The 25,309-nt window shown below is 56.3% G+C and carries 26 protein-coding genes and 1 tRNA gene; 18 read left to right on the top strand and 9 right to left on the bottom strand.

The features are described 5' to 3' along the window. The first annotated feature begins 178 nt into the window (after positions 1 to 178). The 3 genes from alaS to AC2FLJ_RS00480 all read left to right on the top strand — a co-directional run bounded on the left by alaS (position 179) and on the right by AC2FLJ_RS00480 (position 4,127). Positions 179 to 2,848, top strand: coding sequence for an alanine--tRNA ligase (alaS, locus tag AC2FLJ_RS00470; protein WP_496704205.1), 2,670 nt, complete (start codon positions 179 to 181; stop codon positions 2,846 to 2,848). A 1-nt stretch (position 2,849) separates the two neighbouring features. Continuing rightward, complete coding sequence (locus AC2FLJ_RS00475; RefSeq protein WP_113790250.1) at positions 2,850 to 3,137, top strand: DUF1330 domain-containing protein; 288 nt, start codon at positions 2,850 to 2,852, stop codon at positions 3,135 to 3,137. A 366-nt stretch (positions 3,138 to 3,503) separates the two neighbouring features. After that, entirely contained in the window at positions 3,504 to 4,127 is a 624-nt protein-coding gene (locus tag AC2FLJ_RS00480) for a transglutaminase-like cysteine peptidase (protein ID WP_282168282.1), read from the top strand. Between the two features lie 145 nt (positions 4,128 to 4,272). Here AC2FLJ_RS00480 and AC2FLJ_RS00485 read toward each other — a convergent pair whose 3' ends face one another. The 3 genes from AC2FLJ_RS00485 to AC2FLJ_RS00495 all read right to left on the bottom strand — a co-directional run bounded on the left by AC2FLJ_RS00485 (position 4,273) and on the right by AC2FLJ_RS00495 (position 7,682). Further along, positions 4,273 to 5,121 carry a hypothetical protein gene (locus AC2FLJ_RS00485; protein ID WP_496704206.1) on the bottom strand — a complete coding sequence of 283 codons (849 nt, stop codon included), beginning with the start codon at positions 5,119 to 5,121 and terminating at the stop codon, positions 4,273 to 4,275. Positions 5,122 to 5,452: 331 nt separating this feature from the next. Further along, entirely contained in the window at positions 5,453 to 7,270 is a 1,818-nt protein-coding gene (gene typA, locus AC2FLJ_RS00490; protein WP_282168284.1) for a translational GTPase TypA, read from the bottom strand. A gap of 76 nt (positions 7,271 to 7,346) precedes the next feature. Further along, on the bottom strand, positions 7,347 to 7,682 hold the full coding sequence (locus tag AC2FLJ_RS00495; RefSeq protein ID WP_496704207.1) for a DMT family transporter: 336 nt from the start codon (positions 7,680 to 7,682) through the stop codon (positions 7,347 to 7,349). Between the two features lie 205 nt (positions 7,683 to 7,887). Between AC2FLJ_RS00495 and AC2FLJ_RS00500 the strand changes: the two genes are divergently transcribed. Next, entirely contained in the window at positions 7,888 to 8,019 is a 132-nt protein-coding gene (locus tag AC2FLJ_RS00500) for a hypothetical protein (protein WP_472723796.1), read from the top strand. A 53-nt stretch (positions 8,020 to 8,072) separates the two neighbouring features. Here AC2FLJ_RS00500 and AC2FLJ_RS00505 read toward each other — a convergent pair whose 3' ends face one another. Genes AC2FLJ_RS00505 through AC2FLJ_RS00515 form a run of 3 tightly spaced genes read right to left on the bottom strand, consistent with a single transcriptional unit; the run spans position 8,073 to position 10,125 of the window. Then, a complete protein-coding gene (locus tag AC2FLJ_RS00505; RefSeq protein WP_496695538.1) occupies positions 8,073 to 9,230 on the bottom strand; it encodes an HD domain-containing protein in 1,158 nt (385 codons plus the stop codon). Further along, complete coding sequence (locus AC2FLJ_RS00510) at positions 9,227 to 9,472, bottom strand: hypothetical protein (protein ID WP_058271680.1); 246 nt, start codon at positions 9,470 to 9,472, stop codon at positions 9,227 to 9,229. Before AC2FLJ_RS00510 ends, AC2FLJ_RS00505 begins: the two co-directional genes overlap by 4 nt. Next, on the bottom strand, positions 9,472 to 10,125 hold the full coding sequence (locus tag AC2FLJ_RS00515) for an alpha/beta hydrolase (protein WP_058271679.1): 654 nt from the start codon (positions 10,123 to 10,125) through the stop codon (positions 9,472 to 9,474). The genes AC2FLJ_RS00510 and AC2FLJ_RS00515 overlap by 1 nt, the downstream gene beginning before the upstream one ends. A 177-nt stretch (positions 10,126 to 10,302) precedes the next feature. Here AC2FLJ_RS00515 and iscR point away from each other — a divergent pair, with 177 nt between their 5' ends. The 9 genes from iscR to AC2FLJ_RS00560 all read left to right on the top strand — a co-directional run bounded on the left by iscR (position 10,303) and on the right by AC2FLJ_RS00560 (position 17,935). Next, complete coding sequence (gene iscR, locus AC2FLJ_RS00520) at positions 10,303 to 10,761, top strand: Fe-S cluster assembly transcriptional regulator IscR (protein WP_058271678.1); 459 nt, start codon at positions 10,303 to 10,305, stop codon at positions 10,759 to 10,761. 60 nt (positions 10,762 to 10,821) lie between these two features. After that, positions 10,822 to 11,865 (top strand): cysteine desulfurase family protein, encoded by a 1,044-nt coding sequence (locus AC2FLJ_RS00525; protein WP_496704208.1) that lies wholly within the window; start codon positions 10,822 to 10,824, stop codon positions 11,863 to 11,865. 17 nt (positions 11,866 to 11,882) lie between these two features. Then, entirely contained in the window at positions 11,883 to 13,403 is a 1,521-nt protein-coding gene (sufB, locus tag AC2FLJ_RS00530) for a Fe-S cluster assembly protein SufB (RefSeq protein WP_058271676.1), read from the top strand. 71 nt (positions 13,404 to 13,474) lie between these two features. Then, positions 13,475 to 14,230 (top strand): Fe-S cluster assembly ATPase SufC, encoded by a 756-nt coding sequence (gene sufC, locus AC2FLJ_RS00535; RefSeq protein ID WP_170557265.1) that lies wholly within the window; start codon positions 13,475 to 13,477, stop codon positions 14,228 to 14,230. Next, positions 14,230 to 15,510: a Fe-S cluster assembly protein SufD gene (sufD, locus tag AC2FLJ_RS00540; protein ID WP_496704209.1), complete on the top strand. Its 1,281-nt coding sequence runs from the start codon at positions 14,230 to 14,232 to the stop codon at positions 15,508 to 15,510. The genes sufC and sufD overlap by 1 nt, the downstream gene beginning before the upstream one ends. Continuing rightward, the gene (locus AC2FLJ_RS00545; protein WP_496704210.1) at positions 15,510 to 15,995 is read left to right on the top strand and encodes a YIP1 family protein; all 486 of its coding nucleotides are present in this window, start codon (positions 15,510 to 15,512) and stop codon (positions 15,993 to 15,995) included. Before sufD ends, AC2FLJ_RS00545 begins: the two co-directional genes overlap by 1 nt. Next, positions 15,992 to 16,558 (top strand): Yip1 family protein, encoded by a 567-nt coding sequence (locus AC2FLJ_RS00550; RefSeq protein ID WP_109311875.1) that lies wholly within the window; start codon positions 15,992 to 15,994, stop codon positions 16,556 to 16,558. The genes AC2FLJ_RS00545 and AC2FLJ_RS00550 overlap by 4 nt, the downstream gene beginning before the upstream one ends. 13 nt (positions 16,559 to 16,571) lie before the next feature. Beyond that, positions 16,572 to 17,792: a cysteine desulfurase gene (locus AC2FLJ_RS00555; RefSeq protein ID WP_496704211.1), complete on the top strand. Its 1,221-nt coding sequence runs from the start codon at positions 16,572 to 16,574 to the stop codon at positions 17,790 to 17,792. A 66-nt stretch (positions 17,793 to 17,858) separates the two neighbouring features. Next, a tRNA-Arg gene (locus AC2FLJ_RS00560) sits at positions 17,859 to 17,935 on the top strand. A gap of 110 nt (positions 17,936 to 18,045) precedes the next feature. On the opposite strand, the gene AC2FLJ_RS00565 is transcribed toward AC2FLJ_RS00560, so the two are convergent. Further along, a complete protein-coding gene (locus AC2FLJ_RS00565; RefSeq protein WP_496704212.1) occupies positions 18,046 to 19,140 on the bottom strand; it encodes an NAD(P)/FAD-dependent oxidoreductase in 1,095 nt (364 codons plus the stop codon). A 74-nt stretch (positions 19,141 to 19,214) separates the two neighbouring features. On the opposite strand from AC2FLJ_RS00565, the gene AC2FLJ_RS00570 reads away from it, so the two are divergent. Further along, entirely contained in the window at positions 19,215 to 19,550 is a 336-nt protein-coding gene (locus AC2FLJ_RS00570; RefSeq protein ID WP_282118412.1) for a winged helix-turn-helix transcriptional regulator, read from the top strand. Between the two features lie 83 nt (positions 19,551 to 19,633). On the opposite strand, the gene AC2FLJ_RS00575 is transcribed toward AC2FLJ_RS00570, so the two are convergent. Then, positions 19,634 to 19,810, bottom strand: coding sequence for a hypothetical protein (locus tag AC2FLJ_RS00575; RefSeq protein ID WP_496695525.1), 177 nt, complete (start codon positions 19,808 to 19,810; stop codon positions 19,634 to 19,636). Positions 19,811 to 20,096: 286 nt separating this feature from the next. Beyond that, positions 20,097 to 20,666 (bottom strand): peptidoglycan L,D-endopeptidase MepK, encoded by a 570-nt coding sequence (mepK, locus tag AC2FLJ_RS00580; protein WP_113790634.1) that lies wholly within the window; start codon positions 20,664 to 20,666, stop codon positions 20,097 to 20,099. Between the two features lie 354 nt (positions 20,667 to 21,020). Between mepK and AC2FLJ_RS00585 the strand changes: the two genes are divergently transcribed. From AC2FLJ_RS00585 to AC2FLJ_RS00600, 4 genes are read left to right on the top strand one after another with little or no spacing between them, the layout of a single operon-like run. Then, positions 21,021 to 22,625, top strand: a complete 1,605-nt coding sequence (locus AC2FLJ_RS00585) for a L,D-transpeptidase family protein (protein ID WP_496695522.1) — start codon at positions 21,021 to 21,023, stop codon at positions 22,623 to 22,625. 35 nt (positions 22,626 to 22,660) lie between these two features. Further along, positions 22,661 to 23,752, top strand: coding sequence for a UDP-3-O-(3-hydroxymyristoyl)glucosamine N-acyltransferase (gene lpxD, locus AC2FLJ_RS00590; RefSeq protein ID WP_282118415.1), 1,092 nt, complete (start codon positions 22,661 to 22,663; stop codon positions 23,750 to 23,752). Between the two features lie 32 nt (positions 23,753 to 23,784). Next, positions 23,785 to 24,042, top strand: coding sequence for an acyl carrier protein (locus AC2FLJ_RS00595; RefSeq protein WP_058271604.1), 258 nt, complete (start codon positions 23,785 to 23,787; stop codon positions 24,040 to 24,042). A 9-nt stretch (positions 24,043 to 24,051) separates the two neighbouring features. Further along, on the top strand, positions 24,052 to 25,260 hold the full coding sequence (locus AC2FLJ_RS00600; RefSeq protein ID WP_282168295.1) for a beta-ketoacyl-[acyl-carrier-protein] synthase family protein: 1,209 nt from the start codon (positions 24,052 to 24,054) through the stop codon (positions 25,258 to 25,260). Positions 25,261 to 25,309: the final 49 nt, after the last annotated feature.

Consider the following 25,309-nt stretch of genomic DNA (forward strand, 5'->3'; position numbering starts at 1 on the left):
TCCGCGTGGCCGCCTTAACTCGTTCTGCATACGGTGATCTTGTACTATTGGTGTGTACGGATCTTGTTGACGGGTTTTCTAGCCCTTCAAATATAAGGCCGGTTTATCTTTGTGGACTATCCATTGGGACGGGGATAAACCATTTCAGAACACTGAGATTGCGCGCCGAGAGAGCCATATGCCCACGCTGAATGATATCCGCTCAACCTTTCTGAATTATTTTGCCAAACAGGGGCATGAAATTGTCGCGTCCAGCCCGCTGGTTCCGCGCAATGACCCGACATTGATGTTCGTGAACTCGGGCATGGTGCAGTTCAAGAACCTGTTTACCGGTGTTGAAACCCGTGATTATCAGCGCGCCACGACGGCACAGAAATGCGTGCGCGCCGGCGGTAAGCACAATGACCTCGATAACGTTGGTTATACCGCGCGGCACCACACCTTCTTTGAAATGCTGGGCAACTTTTCCTTCGGCAATTACTTCAAACACGAGGCGATTCCGTTTGCGTGGGAGTTGATCACCAAGGAATTCGGCATCGACAAGAACCGCCTGTTGGCAACGGTGTATCACACGGATGACGAGGCGTTCGAGATCTGGAAAAAGGTCGGCGTTCCCGAAGACCGGATTATCCGCATCGCCACTAGCGACAATTTCTGGCAGATGGGTCCGACTGGTCCGTGTGGACCGTGTACCGAGATTTTCTACGACCATGGCGATCACATCTGGGGTGGTCCTCCGGGATCGCCCGACGAAGACGGCGACCGGTTCATTGAAATCTGGAACATCGTTTTCATGCAGAACGAGCAATTCGAGGACGGCTCGATGGTCGAACTCGACATGCAGTCGATCGACACCGGCATGGGGCTGGAACGGATTGGCGCGCTGCTGCAGGGCAGCCATGACAACTATGACACCGACCTGTTCAAGACATTGATCGAAGCGTCTGCTCATGCCACCGGGGTTGACCCCTATGGCGACCAGAATGTGCACCACCGGGTAATTGCGGACCACCTGCGCGCGACATCCTTCCTGATCGCTGATGGCGTGATGCCGTCCAATGACGGGCGTGGCTATGTGCTGCGCCGGATCATGCGTCGTGCTATGCGTCATGCGCATCTTCTGGGGGCGAAAGATCCGGTTATGTATCAGCTGGTGCCAAGTCTGGTGCAGCTGATGGGAACGCAATACACCGAGTTGGGACAGGCGCAGCCGTTGATCGAAGAGACGCTGCTGTTGGAGGAAACGCGGTTTAAGCAAACCCTCGATCGTGGTCTGAAACTCCTGGATGATGAAGTTGCAGGCTTGCCCGAGGGCGCGGCGCTTCCGGGTGATGCGGCATTCAAATTGTACGACACGTATGGATTCCCACTGGACCTGACGCAGGATGCCCTGCGCGAAAAGGGTCGCTCCGTGGACACGGACGGATTCGACGCGGCCATGGCCGAACAAAAAGCCAAGGCCCGTGCGGCATGGGCCGGTTCGGGTGAGGCTGCAGATCAGGCAGTGTGGTTTGATGTGCTGGATACTGCCGGAGCTTCGGATTTTCTGGGCTATGACACGGAAAAGGCCGAAGGGCAGATTGCCGCTTTGGTGGTCGATGGTGCATTGGTCGACACAATTGAAAAGGGCGGATCCGGTTGGGTGATTGTCAACCAGACGCCGTTTTATGGCGAAGCTGGCGGTCAGATCGGTGATACTGGCGAAATCCGTCGTCTTGAAGAACGCGATGACATGGCGCGGGTCGAAGACACCAGAAAATTCGCCGATGGCAAAATCTATGCCCACAAAGTGACCGTTGATCAGGGCGCTTTGTCCAAAGGTGACGCGGTCGAGCTTGAGGTCGACCACGCGCGGCGCACGGCAATTCGCGCAAACCACTCGGCCACGCATCTGCTGCACGAGGCGTTGCGTGAAACGCTGGGCGATCATGTTGCACAGCGCGGCTCGCTGAACGCGGCCGACCGGTTGCGCTTTGACTTTAGCCATTCCAAGGCGCTGAGCGGGGATGAGATTCAAAAGGTCGAACGCGATGTGAATGACTTCATCCGTCAGAACTCGACTGTCGAAACGCGGATCATGACCCCCGATGATGCGCGCGAATTGGGCGCACAGGCGCTGTTTGGCGAGAAATACGGCGACGAAGTCCGGGTTGTGTCCATGGGCAAAGCTCCGACCGGCAAGGGTCAGGATGGCGAGACATGGTCGATTGAGCTGTGTGGCGGTACGCATGTTCGCCAGACTGGTGATATTGGGTCGTTTGTCATCTTGGGGGACGCGGCATCCTCTGCGGGGGTAAGACGAATTGAGGCGATTACGGGTGAATCTGCAACGTTATTGCTGCGAGACTACTATTCTAAACTTGCCGAATCTGCATCACTTCTTAAGGCGCAACCTACCGAGGTTCCAACACGATTGTCTTTGCTGTTGGACGAACGCAAATCGCTGCAAAACGAAGTGGCGCAGCTGCGCCGCGATCTGGCCATGGCCGGAGGGGCCGGGCAGGGTGGCAGCGAAGCGCGTAATGTGAACGGGGTCGCCTTCCTTGCGCAAGCGCTGAACGGCGTATCGGGCAAGGACTTGCCGGCGTTGATTGATGAGCACAAAAGCCGTCTGGGGTCTGGTGCCGTTCTGCTGATCGCGGATGCGGGCGGTAAGGCTGCTGTGGCCGCCGGTGTGACGGCCGATCTGATCGACAAAGTCTCGGCCGTTGATCTAGTTCGTGCGGCTGTCGCAGAACTGGGCGGTAAAGGCGGCGGTGGACGCCCCGACATGGCACAGGGCGGTGGCAAGGACGCGTCGAACGCAGATGCGGCGATCAAAGCCGCAGAACAGGTTTTGGGAGGATAAGATGGCTGCACTCTGGATTGCCCACGTCACCGTGACGGATGCGGACGCATATGCGAAATACGCGGAGCTCGCAGGGCCTGCGATTGCCAAGCACGGCGGGGCGTTTATTGCCCGCGCTGCACGTTACGTCCAACTGGAAGGGAAGGAGCGTCCGCGCAATGTGGTCGCCAAGTTTCCGTCCGTCGAGGCCGCGGTCGAGTGCTATAATTCACCGGAATACCAGCAGGCCCTGGACCACGCGCGCGGCGCAAGTGAGCGTGAACTGGTGGTTGTAGAAGTTACCGACTGAAAATGAGCCCGGTCTGGTCGGTGGATTTTCCGCCGATCAGATACATTCATGGGCGGAATTCAGCCGAACTGTTCACAAGTGAAGTGAACGGTATTGTGGCAATTTTGGACGCACACGAAATCTATGTGATTCCAGCATCTTACTTTATTTTGACACGAGTTGCCGGGTATCTTCCCGCCTAGATTGTGGCGCGTTGCCCTCAATTCCAGCGCGAAATGGTCTTAATGAGTGACGAATTTCCGCCTTTTTTCCCCTTCACGTTCGCCCCAGATTGTACAAGCGCTACCGTATACCGTTAGTTGGTTCTAATCGCACGCGGTCCCGTTTGTCGACAATCGTCGAGTGAACAGGGATCGAGGTACAGGCATGAAATCGGAAGATATCGGACTCCAAGCTGCTCTCGGGCGGTTAAAAACATATTCAGGTCGGGCAGTGGGGATTGCCGTATTGGTATGCGGGGCGACGCTTGCCGGGTCCCAAGTGGATGCGAGCGAGGGCAGCTTCATCCGAACCCTCGCGGCGTCCCCTCCGCCTTCGGGCGCGCAGCAATTGTGCCGTCAGTATGCTTGGGCATGTGCCAGTAAGGCGTCGGTGCGCATGACGTCACAGCAGGAAATGCAGATCATTGAGCGGATCAACCGTCAGGTCAACGCAACGACGCGCGCGGTTACGGATCAGACGCAATACCGTACCACCGAGCGGTGGGCTTTGCCGACAACGCGCGGCGGGGATTGCGAAGATTTTGCTCTTTTGAAGAAAAGAGATCTGATCAGGGCAGGTGTTGATCCTAACAAATTGCTGATCGCGACGGTGTTGGATACGCGCCGGAACGCACATGCAGTTCTTGTCTATCGCTCCGCTCGGGGGGATCTGGTGCTGGACAATTTGACCAATCGGATAAAACCATGGTCGGCCACGCGGTATTTGTTCCTTCGGATGCAGGATCCGACTAAGCCAAGCAATTGGGTCGGTGTTTACGGAAGAAGCTAAGGCTTTCAACTCATCTATCAGATTATGCATCGCAAAAGGGGCGACACGATAGTCGCCCCTTTGTTTTTCAGACCGAACGTCGAGACGTATTCGGCATTTTTCATGGCATAGCCTAAGTATTCAGGCTGCTTTGCATTTGGTCGCGTCAGAGGGTACCGCCGCTGCCATCGGCGCCGCCGCCACCGGCACCGCCGCCGCTGCCATCGCTGCCACCGCCGCTGTCACCACCGCCGCTGCCATCGTTGCCGCCGCCGCCGTCACCGCCGCCGCTGCCATCACTGCCACCGCCGTCATTGCCGTCGCCATTGCTGCCACCATTGCCGTCGCCATCATTGGAGTTTCCACCGCCATTGCTGCCGCCGTTGCCGTCGCCGCTGTCGGAGTTTCCACCACCATTGCTGCCGCCGTTGCCGTCACCGCTGCTGGAGTTTCCGCCGCCGTTGCTGCCGCCGTTGCCGTCACCGCTGCCGGAGTTACCGCCACCGTTGCTGCCGCCGCCGCCGCTACCGCTACCGGAGTCCGCGCCGCCATTGCTGCCGCCGCTGCCATTGCTGCCGCCGCCGTTGCTGCCGCCGCCGCCATCGTCGGAACCACCGCCGCCGCCGCCATCGTCGGAACCACCGCCGCCGCCACTGCGGCCGTCGCCGCCATTGTCGCCTTCGCCACCATTTGTCGACGAACCTGAACCGCCCGAGCCGCCACTGCCACCGGTGTTACCTGCGGATGCGCCGCTGCGGCTCACCGAGTTGTTGTCATTGTCATCATTTCGATCGGTTCGAACTGTCGCCGTTGGGATGTCGGTCAAAATGGCCGCGAACAGGGGGCACGTCTGGGACGTGCGGGCTAAGATGTCCTCAAAGTCGGCACGACGCTGAATGTAACGCAGCATCCGCTTGTCGACGACCTTGCAACTACAAAGCGTTTCGGTGGATACAGATTGCCGGGCTGTTTTGACATTACAAACCTCAGCCGCATAAGCCGTGCTTGTTGCCATCAATGGGAATGCCGCGGATAAATATACAAACGAATATAAACGGGACCTTACGCGCATAGCGCTACTCCTTTAAACTCATTACCAACACCTTTGAATTAAGTAATTGTGCCACAGATTTGACAAAAATACAGCTGTATCTTGCCTCATTTTTCTGACGGGTGTCTGCAAAAAAAGCGGGGAAGTATGCAACCTATTGGTGAAACTATATGAAAAACAACAAAAAAGCCCGTCGCAGGGACGGACTTTTTTTTGGTAGATTTAGCCATCTAGGAAGCAAAAATGTCACAATTGAGGCATTGTAGCCCGCAAAGAAACAATGCTCTGGGTCGGATCAGGCCGATCTTGCCATCCGTTTCCGTTCGTGCGGGTCAAGGTAACGCTTGCGCAACCGAATGGCGTTTGGAGTGACCTCAACCAGTTCGTCATCATCGATATAGGCAATCGCCTCTTCCAGAGAATACTGGATATGAGGTGTCAGGCGGACGGCGTCATCGGAACCGCTGGCGCGTACGTTGGTCAGTTTCTTGCCTTTGAGCGGGTTCACCTCAAGGTCGTTATCGCGTGAGTGCTCGCCGATGACCATGCCCTGATACACGTCGGTTTGCGGGGCAACAAACATCCGGCCGCGCTCTTCCAGGTTCCACAACGCATAAGCCACGGCCTGTCCGTTTTCCATCGAGATCAAAACCCCCGCACGACGACCCGGGATCGGGCCTTTGTGGGCCGCCCAGCCGTGGAACACACGGTTCAGAACACCGGTGCCGCGCGTGTCGGTCAGGAACTCGCCGTGATATCCGATCAACCCGCGCGACGGTACATGCGCGATGATACGGGTCTTGCCAGCGCCGGCCGGACGCATTTCGGCCAGTTCGCCTTTACGCGCGCCAGTGATCTTTTCGATCACCGAGCCTGAATATTCATCGTCGACGTCAATAGTGACCTCTTCGATGGGCTCCATGCGCTGGCCGTCTTCCTCGCGGAACAGAACCTGCGGACGTGAGATGCTGAGCTCGAACCCTTCACGGCGCATGTTCTCGATCAGAACGCCCATCTGCAATTCGCCACGGCCAGCAACCTCAAAGGCATCGCCGCCAGGTGTGTCGCTGATGCGGATGGCAACGTTCGACTCGGCCTCTTTCATCAGGCGGTCGCGGATAACACGCGACTGAACTTTCTTGCCGTCCCGACCGGCCAGCGGCGAGTCGTTGATGCCGAAGGTCACAGTGATGGTTGGCGGGTCGATGGGTTGTGCGGGCAGGGCTTCGTCAACCTGCGGCGAAACCAACGAGTCGGCCACAGTTGCCTTGCTCATGCCTGCAATGGTGACGATGTCACCGGCTTCGGCCACGTCGATGGGCTGTTGGGCCAGTCCGCGGAACGCGAGGATTTTCGAAGCGCGGAAGTTTTCGATCAGCGTGCCATCGCGGCTCAGCGCCTTGAGGTTGTCGCCCGCTTTCAAAGTGCCGCTTTCCACACGACCGGTCAGGATGCGACCGATGAACGGATCGCTGCCCAGCGTCGTGGCCAGCATGCGGAAGGGTTCTTCTTTGTTTTCGACCTGTTTTGGGGCAGGGACGTGATCGACGATCAGATCGAACAAGGCGGTCAGGTCCTTGCGCGGCCCGTCCAGCTCCATATCTGCCCAGCCGGAACGGCCTGAGGCATACATGGCAGGAAAATCCAGCTGATCGTCGTCAGCGCCGAGGTTGGCGAACAAGTCAAAGCATTCATCAAGTGCACGGTCGGGTTCAGCGTCGGGTTTGTCGACCTTGTTCAGCACTACGATGGGACGCAGGCCCAGCGCCAACGCCTTGGACGTCACGAATTTGGTCTGCGGCATCGGGCCTTCGGCGGCGTCCACCAACAGGACAACACCGTCGACCATGCTGAGGATCCGCTCAACCTCGCCACCGAAATCGGCGTGGCCGGGGGTGTCAACGATGTTGACCCGGGTGCCTTTCCATTCGACCGAGGTCGCTTTGGCAAGGATGGTGATGCCGCGTTCGCGCTCCAGATCATTGCTATCCATGGCGCGTTCGGCCACCGCCTGGTTTTCCCGGAACGCACCGGATTGTTTGAGCAGCTCATCCACCAGGGTCGTTTTACCGTGGTCCACGTGAGCGATGATTGCGATATTGCGCAGGTCCATGAGAGGTCAGCCTTTGAACGGGAAGTTGCCGCGCGCATAACGCGGATTGACTGAATAGGCCAGCCCTAACCGGTCGTCAGTGGCCCGCTGTGCTGGAAAACAGGTGAATGATCAGGATTCCGACCAATATCATCGCCAAACCGAGCACCGCAGGCCAGTCCAGGCGCTGACCAAAAACAATGAAGCCTATTATGGCGATCAGAACGATCCCCAAGCCTGACCAAATGGCATAGACGATGCCGACCGGCATAAATTTCAGGGTGAGGCCCAGTAAGTAAAAAGCAACTCCGTAACCCACGACAACCAAAACAGAGGGCCAAAACCGGCTGAACTGCTGGCTGGCCTGCAGCGCCGTTGTGCCAATTGTTTCGGCGAAAACCGCCAGCAATAGGATGAGATAGGCTTTGGGCACGGCAGGTCTCGATTCAGTTGCAGTTGGGGAGGTTGACCACAAATTCCCGATTCCCGACAAGGGGAATTTGAACGGATATCGGGAAAAGTTCGGTGCCGGAAGCACCGGCGTTGCCCACCGAAGAGGTCAGGATAACCATACTGTTTCAAAGAGAAAAATTCTGATATGAAATGGGTGGTTTTTAGTTTTCTTTTATGAGTTTTCAATGACGAAATTTGCGATATCCGTGATCGTTGCTTCGGCATTCATAGTGGCGCTTGGGTGGCTTGCGGGCGGGGGGTCCGTCGACATAAACGCAGCCAGTGGTGTTGAGCGGTTTGAAAGTTTTCAGGTTTAAGTGCCTGCCGGAACGATTGGAAAAGGGGCCTTTGCGCCCCTTTTTCTATTGGCTCAACCTACAGTGTTTTCTGAAAAATACGTACTCAGTTGCGGTCGCAACCATGACCACAGCGCCGGTGCGCCGCGATTGATCGGCGTTCCAACACGGCGTTCGATCTGGGCAAACGTCACGTTGTAATCGACCCAGGATCCGCCACCTGTTTCAAGGTTCCCGACTGGGGTTTGAAACCGATCGATCGCCTTGGCAAATCGCGCGTCTGGTGACTCGGCGGCTTCGAACTCCTCCCAAAGCATTCGGAAGGCGTGCTGCGGTGCCTCGGGCAACAACCCGAACAACCTGTCGGCTGCTGCCTTTTCCTCGGCTTCTTGTGCGGCGTGGTCGACTTGACCGTGGATGGGGTGATCTCCGGCATCAATTTCGACGATGTCATGCAGCAGAAGCATTTTCAGGACTTGGTCCAGCGATACACCGGGCTGCGCGTATTCCGCCAAAACCCAAGCAAACAGCATGATGTGCCAGGAATGTTCGGCCGAGTTTTCAAACCGATCATCAGACAACAGGCGCGAGGCGCGGTAAACGGACTTCAGGCGGTCTGCTTCAGTCAGAAAAGCCAGCCGTTCAGAAAACGCAGTTTCGGGCGTTGACTGCGCGTGCAGCATGGCGCTGGCCAGAGCGTGTGCTTGGGGGAATTCCCGTGCCAAATACGCGGCGCGACCACTGCAGAGGTTTTCCCGCGCTACTTCAACATGATCCGGGTTGGGGGTTGGCGAACACAAGACTTGAAACAGCGGTTGGCATCGGTCCAGATACTTGGCGAATTTCGCGTCCGGCGTCGTATCGGCCTCGAACTCTTCCCACAGGGCTTGAAACGCAGACGTCTGATCGTCCGGCAAGAGACTAAACAACTCGTCCGCCGCCGCGCGCTCGGCGCGTTCCACGGCGTTCCAATCGGTTTCCAGGTGAATGGGGTGATCGCCGACGATGATCTCGACCAGATCGTGCAACAGCAGCATGCGTATGACGCGGTTAATGTTAACGTCGTCACCCGCCAACGGCTCCATCGTCAATGCCCATAAGGCCAGGTGCCAGCTGTGTTCTGCAGAGTTTTCAGGGCGGGACCGATCCAGGAGCGCATTGGCGCGATCGACCGACTTCAGCCTGTCCGCGCGTTTCAGGAATTCAAGTTGCGCGGACAGTCTTTCAGTCATTTCTTTTCAATCGCTTTCACCTGGGATCGATGTTTGGTCAGTGCGTCGATGACAAACTTGCGCGCTTTGCGTTCAGCGATGCGTACACGCATTTCGGTCAAAAAGGCTTCTTCCAAGGTCTGGGAGGAGGCGCCCAAAAGCTCTCCCACCTCGACAAAGAAACGATCATTGCCGGTTTCGTCCATCACCTTCATTGTGTCCTCGGCCAGTTTGGCCGCAAGCGTTGTGATGGTATTCGACATTAGCGCGTGTTCTCGGTCAGGCGACGCTTCACATAGTCACTGACATCGGTGATCAGCGTGTCCATGTGACGGTCCTGGAAGAAGTGATCAGCACCCTCAACCTCGTTATGGGTGATGGTGATGCCTTTTTGTTCGTGCAGTTTGTTGACCAGCGACGTGGTGTCGGCGGGCGGGGCCACACGGTCCGACGAGCCGTTGATGATCAGGCCGGACGAAGGGCAGGGGGCCAGGAATGAGAAGTCATACATGTTGGCTGGTGGCGACACGCTGATAAAGCCCGTAATTTCGGGGCGGCGCATCAGCAGCTGCATTCCGATCCAGGCACCGAACGAGAAGCCGGCAACCCAGCAGTGCTTGGAGTTGTTGTTCATCGATTGCAGATAATCCAGCGCTGACGCGGCATCGCTCAGCTCACCGATGCCCTGATCGTATTCGCCCTGGCTGCGGCCCACGCCGCGGAAGTTAAAGCGCAACACGGTGAAGCCCATGTTGTAAAACGCATAGTGCAGATTGTAGACCACCTTGTTGTTCATGGTCCCGCCGAATTGTGGATGCGGGTGCAGCACGATGGCAATCGGTGCGTCTTTTTCCTTTTGCGGGTGGTAGCGGCCTTCCAGGCGGCCTTCGGGTCCGGGAAAAATCACCTCGGGCATGTGTGCTTTGGTCCTGTCTTTTTCTTCCTGATGCCATGATATACTTGACGGTAATCGTAAGGCACTTTAGAACGGTTCTAATTATGATGCTTTGCGCTAGGCGCTGCCTGTCGGAGATACGCACTGGCGGCGGCGGCGTCAATGTTTTCGCTTATAACCTGCCATGAGGGAAAGACAATGAAGCTTTCGACAAAGGGTCGTTACGCGATGGTTGCACTGGCTGATATTGCTCTACAGCCCTCGGACCGCTTGGTGACGCTTAGCGAAATTTCCGAACGTCAGGATGTCTCGCTTCCTTATCTTGAACAGCTTTTCGTCAAATTGCGCCGGGCCGAACTGGTTTCGTCCGTACGTGGACCGGGCGGCGGGTATCGTCTGGCGCGGCCTGCTTCCGAGATTCGGGTGGTCGAAGTTCTGGCGGCGGTGGATGAAACCGTGGACGCGCTGCAAAAAGGTGCCGGGGCATCCGGGGCATCCTCGGGCAGCCGGGCGCAGTCTTTGACCAACCGTCTATGGGAAGGTCTCAGTGCGCATGTCTACGTTTTTTTGCACCAAACGCGCCTGTCTGACGTGATCAAGAACGACTTGGCCCCGTGCCCGGCAGTTCCCAGTCTGTTTTCCATCGTTGATGAGTAATCTAATGCTGTTTGCCTTTTGGGTTTCTTCCCCGCTTTGCGACCAGGAAAAGATGTATCCATGAATCGTGTTTATCTGGATCATAACGCAACAACACCGCTGCGCCCCGAGGCCCGCCAGGCCATGGTGGCGGCGATGGAATTGTGCGGGAACCCTTCGTCCGTTCACGCCGAGGGCCGTGCGGCCAAGGCTCTGATCGAGCGGGCAAGGGCGCAGGTTGCAGCCGCATTTGGTGCGGATGGGGCAGACGTTGTGTTCACATCAGGTTCGACCGAAGGGGCAGCGCTGACATTGATCAATCGTGATTTGCACGGGTCCGCGATTGAGCATGACGCGATCAGATCATGGATCACCGAAGACTTGCCCGCGTCGCAATCTGGTCAGGTGGACGTGTCAAACCCCCAGCAGTCGACCCTGCAATTGGCGAATTCCGAGACGGGGATTGTCCAATCGTTGCCAAACGGATTGGCGGTGACAGACGCGACACAGGCCTTTGGCAAATTGCCGGTGGCTTTTAATTGGCTGGGCGTCCAGATGGCGTTGATTTCGGCCCATAAGCTGGGCGGCCCGAAAGGTATTGGCGCGGTGGTGATGAAACGTGGCACTGAACTGCCTGCAATGATCAAAGGCGGTGGGCAAGAGATGGGCCGACGGTCAGGCACCGAAAATGTCATTGGAATCGCGGGGTTCGGGGCGGCAGCTGAAGCTGCGGCGCGGGATCTTTCAAATGGTATCTGGGAACAGGTTCGTGAATTTAGAAATATTCTAGAAAATGCCCTTGAGGCTGGTTCTAAATCTACTATTTTTGTCGGGAAAGGTCAGGACCGCCTTCCGAATACCTCGTGTTTCGCAACCCCCGGCTGGAAGGGCGAAACGCAGGTCATGCAGATGGATCTGGCAGGTTTCGCTATCAGTGCAGGTTCTGCCTGTTCCAGCGGCAAGGTCCGGGCAAGCGCGGTGTTAACCGCGATGGGTTTTGATGAGGTCACAGCAGCAAGCGCGATCCGCGTGTCTCTGGGACCTTTGACCACTGAAGAAGATGTGCTGCGTTTCGCCGAAACGTGGCTTGAAAAAGAAAAGAAGCATCGCGCGCGCGCCGCGTGATCTGACGGAGGTGTCATATGGCCGCTTTGGACCAGACCCAGGTAAAAGAAGGTGTCGATCAGGAAACCGTGGACGCGGTACGCGAGGTCAGTACCTACAAATACGGTTGGGATACCGATATCGAGATGGAATATGCTCCCAAGGGCGTAAACCCGGATATCGTCCGGCTGATCTCGGAAAAGAACGAAGAGCCCGAATGGATGACGGAATGGCGTCTGGCGGCCTTCGAACGCTGGACCAAGATGGATGAGCCGAACTGGGCTATGGTCCACTATCCCAAGATCGACTTTCAGGACCAGTATTACTATGCCCGTCCCAAGTCGATGGAGGAAAAGCCCAAATCGTTGGATGAGGTCGATCCCAAGCTTCTGGCCACATACGAAAAGCTTGGTATCCCGCTGAAAGAGCAGATGATTCTGGCCGGTGTCGAAGGCGCCGAGGATATGCCTGCCGAAGGTCGCAAGGTGGCCGTGGATGCGGTGTTCGACTCGGTTTCAGTTGGCACAACGTTCCAGGACGAGCTGGCCAAACACGGCGTGATCTTCTGTTCGATTTCCGAGGCGATCAGGGAGCACCCTGAACTGGTCAAAAAATATCTTGGCACTGTTGTGCCTGTTTCTGACAACTTTTACGCCACGCTGAACTCGGCCGTGTTCTCGGATGGCTCGTTTGTCTACATCCCACCGGGCGTCCGCTGCCCGATGGAACTGAGCACCTACTTCCGCATTAACGCGGAAAACACGGGTCAGTTCGAACGCACACTGATTATCGCGGACAAGGGTTCTTACGTTTCGTATTTGGAAGGCTGCACCGCGCCGCAGCGCGACACGGCCCAGCTGCACGCGGCCGTTGTTGAGATCATCATCGAAGAAGATGCTGAGGTGAAATACTCGACCGTTCAGAACTGGTTCCCCGGGGATGAAAACGGCAAGGGCGGTATCTATAACTTTGTGACCAAGCGCGCCGATTGCCGGGGTGACCGGTCCAAGGTGATGTGGACCCAAGTGGAAACCGGATCCGCCGTGACCTGGAAGTACCCGTCCTGCATCCTGCGCGGTGACGAAAGCCAGGGTGAGTTCTACTCGATCGCCATCACCAACAACATGCAGCAAGCCGATACCGGCACCAAAATGGTGCATCTGGGCAAGAACACCAAGTCGCGCATCGTGTCCAAAGGGATCAGCGCGGGTAAAGCGCAGAACACCTATCGTGGTTTGGTCTCAATGCATCCCAAGGCAAAGGACAGCCGCAACTACACCCAGTGTGACAGCTTGCTGATCGGTGATAAATGCGGGGCCCATACGGTGCCGTATATCGAGGTCCGCAACAATTCATCGCGTGTGGAACATGAGGCGACGACATCCAAGGTAGATGACGATCAGCTGTTCTACTGCCGTCAGCGCGGCATGGACGAGGAAGAAGCCGTGGCGCTGGTCGTTAACGGGTTCTGCAAGGACGTCCTGCAGGCGCTGCCGATGGAGTTTGCCATGGAAGCGCAGCAGTTGGTGGCCATCAGCCTTGAAGGATCAGTGGGTTAACCCCGCATTCCTCTGAATTTAGAACATATTGGGGGCCGGATGGCCCCTTGCGGTACGCAAAAGGACAAAAAATGCTGGAAATCAAAAACCTGCACGTGAAGCTTGAGGAAGAAGAAAAGCAAATCCTCAAAGGTGTCGATCTGACGGTTGAGGCCGGAAAAGTACATGCGATCATGGGGCCGAACGGCTCGGGCAAGTCAACGCTCAGCTATGTGCTGTCGGGCCGCGATGGGTACGAAGTGACCGAAGGCTCTGCCACGCTGGATGGTGAGGACCTTTTGGAGATGGAGCCGGAAGAACGCGCTGCTGCGGGTGTCTTCCTAGCATTCCAGTACCCCGTGGAAATCCCGGGCGTTGGTAACATGACCTTCCTGCGCACAGCCGTGAACGCACAGCGCAAGGCGCGGGGCGAAGATGAACTGTCGGCTGCTGATTTCCTGAAGGAAGTGCGGGCCAAGGCAAAATCGCTGAAAATCGACGCAGACATGCTCAAGCGTCCGGTAAACGTCGGCTTCTCGGGCGGTGAGAAGAAGCGGAATGAAATCCTGCAGATGGCGATGCTGGAACCCAAGATGTGCATCCTGGACGAAACGGATTCGGGTCTGGACGTTGATGCGATGAAACTGGTGGCCGAAGGCGTGAACGCGCTGCGTGATGAAGGCCGTGGTTTCCTGGTCATCACCCACTATCAGCGCCTGCTGGACCACATCAAACCCGATGTCGTGCACATCATGGCGGACGGCCGCATCGTTAAAACCGGTGGTCCCGAACTGGCGTTGGAAGTTGAAAACAACGGCTATGCCGACATCCTGGCCGAGGTGAACTGATGGCTTTGCCCGAATTAAAACAAACTGCGACCGAGGCGCGGCTGGCCACGCTGACCATGCCCGATGCCGGGTGCACCCGTGCCGCGCGCGAAGACGCGCTGGCCCGTGTGCTGGAAATGGGTCTGCCAGGGCGGCGCGACGAGTATTGGAAGTACACGCGCCCCGACACGCTGATCTCGGCCGAACAGCCGCATGCCGCTTTGTTCCACTCAGACGAACCGCTGCTGTTTGGCAACCTCGACCGATTGAAGATCGTTTTCATCGATGGTGTGTTCAGCGCCGAAGAGTCGGATGATCTGGAATTGGAAGGTGTCAACATCGACCGGATCGAGGATATCTGCTGCAAGGATATTCACTGGGCCAAAGAGTTGTACGGCGTTCTGGAATCGCGCGGACAATCCCCGGTTCAGCGGCCGTTGGCTGCTTTGAATACGGCCTTTGCCGCAGATGGCGTTGCGATTCATGTCACCGGCAAACCGTCCAAGCCGATCAGCCTGATCTATCGCCATGCATCCGAGACCTCGGACGCTATGCTGCATCACGTCATCCGTGTCGAAAGTGGCGCTGAAGTGACAGTTCTGGAAAACGGTCCTGCGGCATCGCGGTTCAACAAATGCATCGAGATCGACATCGCCGATGGCGGTACGTTGCATCACGTGCGCGCACAGGGCAGGGACCATGAACGTCGTGCTGCGACACACATGTTCACGCGGCTGGGACGGGAATCTGTCTTTAAGTCCTTCACGCTGACGGTGAATGGAGTTTTGACACGCAACGAACAGGTGATCGAACTGACCGGCGACGACGCTGTTGCTCATGTGGCAGGCGCCTGCGTAGGTGATGGTGATTTCCACCATGACGACACGGTTTTCGTTACGCATGACGCGGTGAACTGTGAGAGCCGTCAGGTCTTTAAGAAAGTTCTGCGCAACGGCGCGACCGGCGTGTTCCAGGGGAAGATCCTGGTCAAGGAAGGCGCACAGAAGACAGATGGCTATCAGATCAGCCAGTCCTTGCTGCTGGATGATGACAGCCAGTTCCTCGCCAAGCCCGAGCTTGAGATCTATGCCGACGATGTTGCGTGTTCGCACGGCTCGACCTCGGGTGCGATTGATGAGACGGCGCTGTTTTACCTGCGTTCGCGCGGGGTTTCGGTTAAGGACGCCACCAATATGCTGACGCTGGCATTTTTGGCCGAAGCCGTCGATGAGATCGAGGATGAGGTATTGTCAGAGGCTATTGTGAACCGCCTTGAAGGCTGGCTGTCGCGACACATCTGATGCCTTTGACCTCGGATATCGTGGCCACCTATCGGGGGCCGGGTCGTGTCGTGCGGCGGCTTCTGGATCTTGGCCCGCGCGAGGACAGGGCGCTGATGTTTGTCATGGCGTTTTGCATCGTTGCATTCATCGCGCAATTGCCCAGCCTTGCGCGACGCGCGCATGTCGAAGGGCTTGAGCTGGATATGCTGATGGGCGGTGCCTTGATGGGCACTGTCATTATTCTGCCTCTGTTTTTCTACCTGCTGGCCTTTGTTTCATACGGTGCGGCCCGGTTGGTTGGCGGTCAGGGGACGTCCTATGGCGCTAGATTGGCTCTGTTCTGGGCGCTATTATCCTCAACACCTCTGGTTTTGTTGAATGGTTTGGTCGGCGGTTTCATAGGATCTGGACCGGCCCTGACACTCGTCGGGATCGTCTGGTTCGCAGTGTTCCTGTGGTTCTGGCTGGCAGGTCTCAGTCAAGCGCAAAGGCGGCAAGAATGAATCCCACTGGCTTTGTTGATCTTGCGATTTTGACCCTGACACACCCCGCCCAAGCGGCACGGCGCCTTTTGGACATGCGCCCGGGGCGAGAAATCTTATGGCTTTCTTTCTTTCTGGCCGTGGTGCTCAACGGCCTTGTGCAACTGGGTATTGATCATTTGCTTCCAGTCCCCGGCGATGAATCCGTACCCCCACCTACGCCTGTATTCCTGGGTCTGGTCCGATCTGCCGGCGCCATGCTGCTAAGCGTCGGGGCATTTCTGTTCGTAGGGAGGTTTCTGGGTGGCCGTGCAACATTCGATGACATCCTGACGCTGACCATCTGGCTGCAATACCTTCAGATCGCTGCGATGGTGATCACGCTGGTCATTACGATCGTGCTGCCGTTTTTGATGCTGATGTTTTTGCTGGCCACGGCGATTATCAGCCTTTACGTCACGCTCCATTTTCTGAATGAAGCGCACCAGTTCGGTTCGCTTGCTAAATCCTTCGGGGTCATCGTGTTATCTGCTTTGATTGCAGTGCCCTTTGTCCTCGCATTAACGCCCGGCGGCCCCGTATAGGGAATAAAAGACCATGTATGACGTGCAGAAAATCCGCTCAGACTTTCCAATCCTGTCTCGGGAAGTGAACGGCAAGCCGTTGACCTATCTGGACAATGGCGCATCGGCGCAGAAACCGCAGGTCGTGATTGATGCGGTGACACGGGCATATTCCGAAGAATACGCGAATGTTCATCGCGGCCTGCACTACCTGTCCAATCTTGCGACCGAGAAATACGAATCCGTTCGCGGAACCATCGCCCGTTTTCTGGGCGCGGCGGACGAGGATGAGATTGTCTTGAACTCGGGCACGACCGAAGGGATCAACCTAGTCGCCTATGGCTGGGCCATGCCGCGTATGCAGGCCGGGGATGAAATCGTGCTGAGCGTGATGGAACACCACGCCAACATCGTTCCATGGCATTTCCTGCGCGAGCGTCAGGGCGTCATCCTGAAATGGGTTGATGTGGACGCTGACGGCGGGCTGGACCCGCAGGCCGTGATCGACGCAATTGGTCCCAAGACCAAGCTGGTTGCGGTGACGCAGTGTTCGAACGTGTTGGGAACGGTGGTCGACGTCAAAGCGATCACGGAAGGCGCGCACGCGAAAGGCGTACCGGTGTTGGTCGATGGCAGTCAGGGCGCCGTGCACATGCCCGTCAATGTCGCCGATATCGGCTGCGATTTCTATGCAATCACCGGCCACAAGCTTTATGGCCCTTCGGGGTCGGGCGCGATTTACATCAAATCCGAACGCATGGCCGAGATGCGCCCCTTTATCGGTGGCGGGGACATGATCAAAGAGGTCAGCAAGGATCAGGTGATCTACAACGACCCGCCAATGAAGTTCGAGGCCGGAACGCCCGGTATTGTCCAAACCATCGGTCTGGGTGTTGCGCTGGATTACATGATGGATCTGGGGATGGAAAATATCGCCGCTCATGAGGCCGGGTTGCGCGATTATGCTATGCAGAGACTGACTGGTCTGAACTGGTTGCAGGTTCAGGGCACACGCCCGGACAAGGCCGCAATCTTCAGCTTTACGATGGACGGGGCAGGGCACGCGCATGATGTCTCGACCATTTTGGACAAGAAAGGCGTGGCTGTCCGTGCCGGTCATCACTGCGCTGGTCCTCTTATGGATTTCTACGGTGTCACCGCGACTTGCCGCGCAAGCTTTGGTCTGTACAACACCACGGACGAGGTCGACATACTGATCGACGCGCTGGAATTGGCACACGATTTGTTTGCGTGAAACCTGACCGATCCGGAAAGATTTGCAGTTGCACCCGGATCGGATCAAGGTTAGCTAACGGCCAAGGCACCTGTAGCTCAGCTGGATAGAGCGCTGCCCTCCGAAGGCAGAGGCCAGAGGTTCGAATCCTCTCAGGTGCGCCATTACTTTTAATGGCTGACGGCTAGTTGGGTTATGATTTTGCCCTCTTAAGCCCGCTTTCGCTTCGGCTTTCAATAGATTAGGCCGGGAAATGCACCGCTCAGACCTTCTGCTATCGTGAAAGACCAAATGCCTTGCGATACTTTGGGATAAAGAGCTCTTTTCCTTTCATCTTGCGGGTGATCCAATCGCCAACAGTCGCAAAGAGCCAACTATTGCCGACATGAGGTCCCAGCGGAACGAGGATCGGTGCCTTCTTCCAAGGCGCATAGGGTTTTTGATCTTCGACCGCTTGTCCCTTCAACACCTGCTTCAATGTCTTGATCAACCATGGGTTTTGCCTAGTGATCGCGACAATCGTCATACCGTCTCCTATGTCGGCGATGTCGCCCGCAATGAAGACATTCGGAAAATTTGACGGGCGCATCCACTTGTCGGTTTTGATCCGGCCGGATGGTACAGCGTTCACCCTAGGCATAGTCTGGATCAAGGTCGTATTTGGTTTTGATCCGACGACCGGAAACACCAGATCAACGGAGACAACCCGACCATCGGTTAGTTTCACCGAACCCGCGTAAGGCATGTCCATGCGCTGTAAATCCTCGACTCTTTGATCAAGCACGACAGATACACCGGCGCGTTCAAGTTTGCGTTTGATCTGGCTGCCAAACCTAGCAGGGTACATCGGGAAAAGGGTATAGTCCGACGAAATCAAAGTGATGTCCTTGTCCGGTCGTGCCGCAGCAATTTCACCCGCCAGTTCTGTGCCAACAGCACCAGCCCCGACGATTGCCACCGATTTCGCGGCTGCCAATTGCGCGCTGACGTCTGCGCTGGTCTGGCGAAAATCATCAATGCTGTCGCCCGATGGTTTGAACGGTGCTGCATAGGACGAACCTGTGGCCACGACGATAAAATCAGCCGGATAGACACTGCCATCTTCCAGGGTCACTTCGGTTTGAGACACCGATACAGCGCGGCCACGCACGACCCGCCCGTTCTTTAGCAAGCGATCATACGGCAGAACGATCTGATCCAGCAAAGCAGGATCCAAGAGCGCCCGGATTGTCGCCGGCGGCTGCACAAAAGCTTCGCGTTGCTCGATCAGTGTGACATCTGCATGTGCATCCAATTCTTTGGCAACTTCAAAGCCGACATATCCGCCACCAACAATCACTACCTTCTTCTTGCTCATCCCAATCCTCATTGCATTTGGGTGTTCCGGGCAGTAGTTAGAATTACATGATCAAAACGACAAGTACGGTCATTTAGGATACTGTCATGACAACTCTCGAATCGAAAGAGAATTGCCTTATTGAGCCGTTGATCGAAGCGATTTCGGGTAAGTGGAAACTTTTGATTGTCTATTGGCTGGCCCAGGAAACCTCGCGGTTTAATCAGCTTCAGCGAAACCTTGGCAGCATAACGCACCGGACACTGACCCGCCAGCTAAGTGAGTTGCAAGAAGCGGGCTTTGTTTCACGCAAAGACTTCAAAACCATCCCGCCCCATGTGGAATACAGCCTGACGCCTTTAGGGCAAAGCTTGATACCTCTGCTGCAGGCCATGCATGACTGGGCGGCGAGCAACGCAGATCTGCTGCACGATCCGAGATGATGGCACTGTAGTAAGCTAAACCGCGATAGCAGGCGTGCTGGCGCCATTGCTCGGAATGAAGCCCGGATGCCGGACAGAAGCAATTATACCAGCACTAAGAGCAGATAGGCGGCAAGGGCCACTACAATGGAAAACAGAACCACCGGCGGCGGTCTATCAGTATCCTTGAGTTCTTGCTGAAACGAACCGGCATAATACGCCAGATAAAGCGCGGCAATCAGCAGGAACAATGCTATTACTTTGGCGACAATCGAAATCATTAATCTTTCCTCTAACGCCGCAATATGACTCCTTTCTCATAAAAAAATCTCTTCATAAAATCGCGATATTTTTCATCATGTTATATGAAAATTCGCGAGAAGTGCGCGCTGGCCCACCTAAGAATGACGTTTTCAAGCCCGTGAGAATACCTTTCAGGCAGCCAATTCCGGTCTTGTAAGTGCGGCAATCAGCGATCCCGTATCCGGGCAAAACCTGTACGCTGGTAGTCCAAAAAACAAAGAGCGCCCAAAGGCGCTCGTCGTTGAGAAACAGTTTGGGAGTCTTTCAGCCACCCCAGCTGCGAACCTCGCCGCAATCCATATGGACAAAGTTCGAGCGGTGATACTTGCCGACACCGCCAGCACGGCAGGACATGGCTGCTTTGGCCATCTGAGATACGGAACGGGAGGACAGGCGCAAGTCTGCAGCCTGGCCTTTCATGTGCAGCGAGTTCTTGGCCACACGACGCGAACGAGACCGCAGCATTGCATTGGTTTGGGGGGAACGGTAGCCGGACAAAAGAGTGTAGGGCTCATTCACGTCCAGAAGATTATGAGAGGCTGCCATGATGTCGATGGTGCGCAGATCCATGGATTTGGCCTGATCAGTACGCCAGTCGCGCATGAAGTGGTTCACTTCTTTGACAGCGTCCTTGATGTATTTTCCGTCAACCCAATATATCATATCAAGCCGTTCGCCCGTGCGGCCCGAATACATACGGATACGACGAATATCGCCGCCACCGCGCAAAAAACCTGCTGCATTGGAATAAGTCGGTGCTGCTACAACTGCTGTTGCAGCGAATGCGCCCAATAGGGCACGCCGGGTCAAGCCCGATGTACTGCTCGTGGTCATTTCGTTTCGTCCCGTACTGTTCCTGCCTGCACACGATGTTACGCGCGCGATCTTAATTTTTTCCCATCCCAGATGCGGGATTTATGACACAGTACGAAATGCCAGCCAAGAAATCTTTCACATTCATCTTTTCAAGGGGGAATTTTCGGCGATTTTTTGCGCAGGTGATGCAAATCGGTATAGTATTGAGGCAATTAGGCGTTGGCGCAACGCAGCCGATGCAAACGCGCATCAGGCTCGGATGGATGCTTTGGATTGATGTATTTGTGAATGGACAAAAGGTCCAGCTGAAAACCATATTCGTTCGGAACGCGCCTCAGAACGCGCAAAGTATCGAATAATCAAGGTCATCCCATGCGAGCACTTTACCGGTTGCCTAAAAGTCTTATCTTCGCCGCTTGCATTACGGCGTCTGCCTCTGTGGCAAGTGCCCAGTCTGCACCCGGAACGGCATTTCAAATGGCTGTGGCCGAGTTTGCGCCTGCAGGTTCAGGTCTGGCAGAGTTCTATCGTACCAACGCCTTTGCCCCAATATGGGTGGGCGACACGCCTGAGCATGAAGCGCGCAGAGCGCGGTTGATAAAGGCGTTATCTTCCACAAACCTGCATGGCTTGCCCGAAGGGGGCTATGACGTTCAGTCGATCGTATCAAAAATGCAGGACGCCAGATCGCTGCGGGATTTGGGTGCGGTTGAAATCGAATTAAGCAAGGCGTTTGTCAGCTATGCAAGTGATCTGTATTCAGGCGCATTGCGTCCTGCGCAGATTGACGATGGGCTGGTCCGCACAGTGTCGCGTCGGTCGGCCAATGACCATTTGCAGGGCCTGCTTACTGCGGAGGGTGACGCGTATTTCGATCTGCTTGCACCGCAATCCACCCAGTACCGCGCGTTGATGAAACAGAAGATCGCGCTTGAGGCATTGGTCAACCAAGGCGGTTGGGGTGCAGGTGTGCCTGTGGGTAAGTTGGAATATGGCGATACCGGATCTAATGTAATTAAGCTTCGTAACCGTCTGATTACGATGGGGTATCTAAGCCCGACCGCAAGTCCCGAATTCGATGAGGCAATGCTGGCTGCTATCAAAGACTTCCAGCAGGCGCACGGTCTGGCCACCGATGGTGTCGCCGGTGAGGGCACGATCACCGAGCTTAACCGCACGGCGTCCGAGCGTTTGAAGGCCGTTTATGTTGCACTGGAACGCGAACGCTGGTTGCCGCGTGAACGGGGTGAGCGGCACATTCTGGTCAACCAGGCCGACTTTTCGGCCAAGATCGTGGACGATGGCCGGATTACCTTTGAGACCCGCGCCGTGATTGGTAAGAACGTGCATGACCGTCGCAGCCCGGAGTTTTCGGACGAGATGGAGCATATGGTCATCAACCCCAGTTGGTATGTGCCGCGCTCGATCATCACCAAGGAATATCTGCCAAAACTGCAGTCAAATCCGAACGCCGTTGGCCACATCCAGATCACGGATCGCAGCGGTCGTCTGGTTAATCGGGGCGCGGTTGACTTCACCCAGTTCAACACAAGAAACTTCCCGTTTGCCATGCGTCAGCCCCCCAGCAAAAGCAACGCGCTGGGGTTGGTAAAGTTCATGTTCCCCAATAAGCACAACATCTATCTGCATGATACGCCTCAGAAATCTCTGTTTGCACGTGAGACGCGAGCGTTCTCGCACGGGTGTATCCGGTTGGCGCAACCCTTCGAGTTTGCCTATGCACTTTTGGCCAAACAGGAAGAGGACCCAAAGGCGTTTTTCCACCGTATATTGGCGTCCGGCAAGGAAACGACTGTCCCGCTGGAACAGCATGTTCCAGTACATCTGATCTATCGCACCGCCTATGTCGGTCCGAAAGGTGAGGTTCAGTACCGCCGCGATGTCTATGACCGGGACCGGAAAATCTGGGACGCTCTGCAGAAAGCAGGGGTAGCCCTGCCGGACGTTCAGGGGTAATCACCGGGGCAGGTCCTTAATTCGGGAAGCCCGTCATGCAGTACACTATTCAGCAAATCGCCGAAGCCTTGGGCGCGGACTGTCAGGGTGAACTTGGCCTTATTATAGAGCGCGCCGCAGAACCGGTCGATGCCCGGCCGTCTGACCTGGCAATGGCGATGTCGCCGAAATACGCGGACGCGCTTAGCACGGGTGCCGCCCGCGCCGCCGTTTTGTGGGAAGGTGCGGATTGGCAGGCTCTGGGGCTGGAGGCCGCGATTTTTGTGCCGCGTCCACGCATGGCGATGGCGGGTATCACGGCAATGCTGGATCGCGGGCAAGGAGTGCAGCCGGGCATTCACCCCTCTGCCGTAATCGACCCAACGGCGGAGATAGGCGAGGGTGCCTCGATCGGCCCATTGGCGGTTGTTGGTGCCGGTGCGTGTATCGGTAAGAATGCGGTCATCGGTCCACATTGCGTGATCGGTCTGGATGCCGTTCTGGGCGACGACGCGTTTCTGCGCGAGATGGTGAGTATCGGAGCAAGGGCTCAGATCGGTGATCGTTTCATTGCGCAACCCGGCGCTAGGATCGGCAGTGACGGTTTCAGCTTTGTGACGCCCGAGGTATCAGGCGTGGAAAACGCCCGCAAATCCATGGGCGATCAGGGTGAAGCCCGGGCGCAGAGCTGGCTCCGCATTCATTCTTTGGGTGCTGTCGAGATTGGCGATGATGTCGAAGTCGGTGCGAATTGTACCATTGACAATGGAACCATCAGGAACACCCGCATCGGCGATGGTTCAAAGCTCGATAACCAGGTTCATATCGGGCACAACACCCGTGTTGGGCAGGATTGCCTATTATGCGGGCAATCCGGTGTGTCCGGATCAGTTGAAATTGGAAACAACGTTGTTTTGGGCGGACAGACCGGAGTGTCGGACAATATCTTTATCGGCGATGGTGTGATTGCGGGCGGGGGCACAAAAATCCTATCCAACGTTCCCAAAGGGCGCGTGGTTATGGGCTATCCCGCCATCAAAATGGAAACGCATACAGACATTTACAAAGCGCAGCGCCGGCTGCCGAGATTGGCACGTGACGTTGAGGCGCTGAAAAAGGCTGTTTCCAAACAGCCTCCGAGCGATTAAATCAACCTCAACATGATAATTAGAGGATCGACATGAGCATCAGCGACCGCGTCATCGCAATCATTGCAGAGCAGGCCGTGCTGGAGCCGTCGGATGTGACACCCGAAAGCACGCTCGAAGATCTGGGTATCGACAGCCTTGGACTGGTCGAGAGCATTTTTGCCATCGAGGAAGAGTTCGATATCTCGATTCCGTTCAACGCAAACGAGCCGAGCGCCAGCGACTTCGACATCTCGAATGTCGCGGCCATCATCACCGGTATCCAAAAGCTGGTGTCGGAAAAGGTCTGACATAATCCTATGAAACGCGTCGTTATCACCGGGGCCGGTACAATCAATTCACTGGGCCATTCGGTGCCTGATACGTTAGAGGCTATGCGCGAAGGGCGCTGCGGTATCTCTGCGCTTGAATTTCGCGATGTTGAAAGACTGGCCATTCAGATTGGTGGTCAGGTCCGCGGGTTCGAGGCCGAGGGGCGGTTTAACCGCCAGCAAATGACCCTGTATGACCGGTTCACACAATTCACTCTGACAGCGGCCAAAGAAGCAATTGATCAATCCGGGATCGAATTCCACGGTGACCTCGCGGCCCGCTCGGGCGTTGTGTTGGGAACCGCTGGTGGAGGCGTTTCGACCTGGGATGACAACTACCGTTCCGTTTACGAGGATGGCAAAAACCGGGTGCACCCGTTTGTCGTTCCCAAGCTGATGAACAATGCGGCGGCCAGTCACGTCTCGATGGAGCATAACCTTAAGGGCCCCAGCTTTACGGTGTCGACGGCCTGTGCCTCGTCCAACCACGCAATGGCGCTGGCGTTCCAGATGGTACGCAGCGGTGCTGCTCCGGCGATGCTGACCGGTGGGTCAGAGTCGATGTTGTGTTTTGGTGGTGTCAAAGCCTGGGAAGGGCTGCGTGTCATGTCCAAGGACGCCTGCCGCCCGTTCAGCGCGAATCGCAATGGCATGGTGCAAGGCGAAGGCGCAGGTGTCTTCGTGTTCGAAGAATTCGAGCACGCCCGCGCCCGTGGGGCTGATATCCTGTGTGAGGTCGTGGGTTTTGCGATGTCGTCAGATGCGTCGGACATTGTCATGCCCAGCAAACAGGGCGCTGCGCGTGCCATGTCGGGCGCGCTTGCGGATGCAGGGTTAAGCGCGGACAGTGTTGGATATATCAACGCGCATGGAACCGGCACCGCGGCCAATGATAAGACGGAATGCGCTGCCGTGGCCGGTGTTTTTGGCCCTCATGCCGACGAGCTGATGATTTCTTCGACCAAGTCGATGCACGGCCACCTTATCGGTGGCACCGGCGCGGTCGAACTGCTGGCCTGTATCATGGCACTGCGGGATGGCGTGATCGCTCCGACCATCGGCTATGAAGAGCCGGACCCCGAATGCGCGCTGGATGTCGTGCCAAACGAAGCCCGCGAGGCGAAAGTGGACGTAGCACTGAGTAACGCCTTTGCATTTGGCGGGCTGAATGCGGTAATTGCCTTAAAACGCATATAAATGCTGATTTCAAACAAAGACGCCGCCGGTAAAACCCGGCGGCGGTCTT

The sequence above is a fragment of the Ruegeria sp. CDSA034 genome, assembly GCF_059612275.1.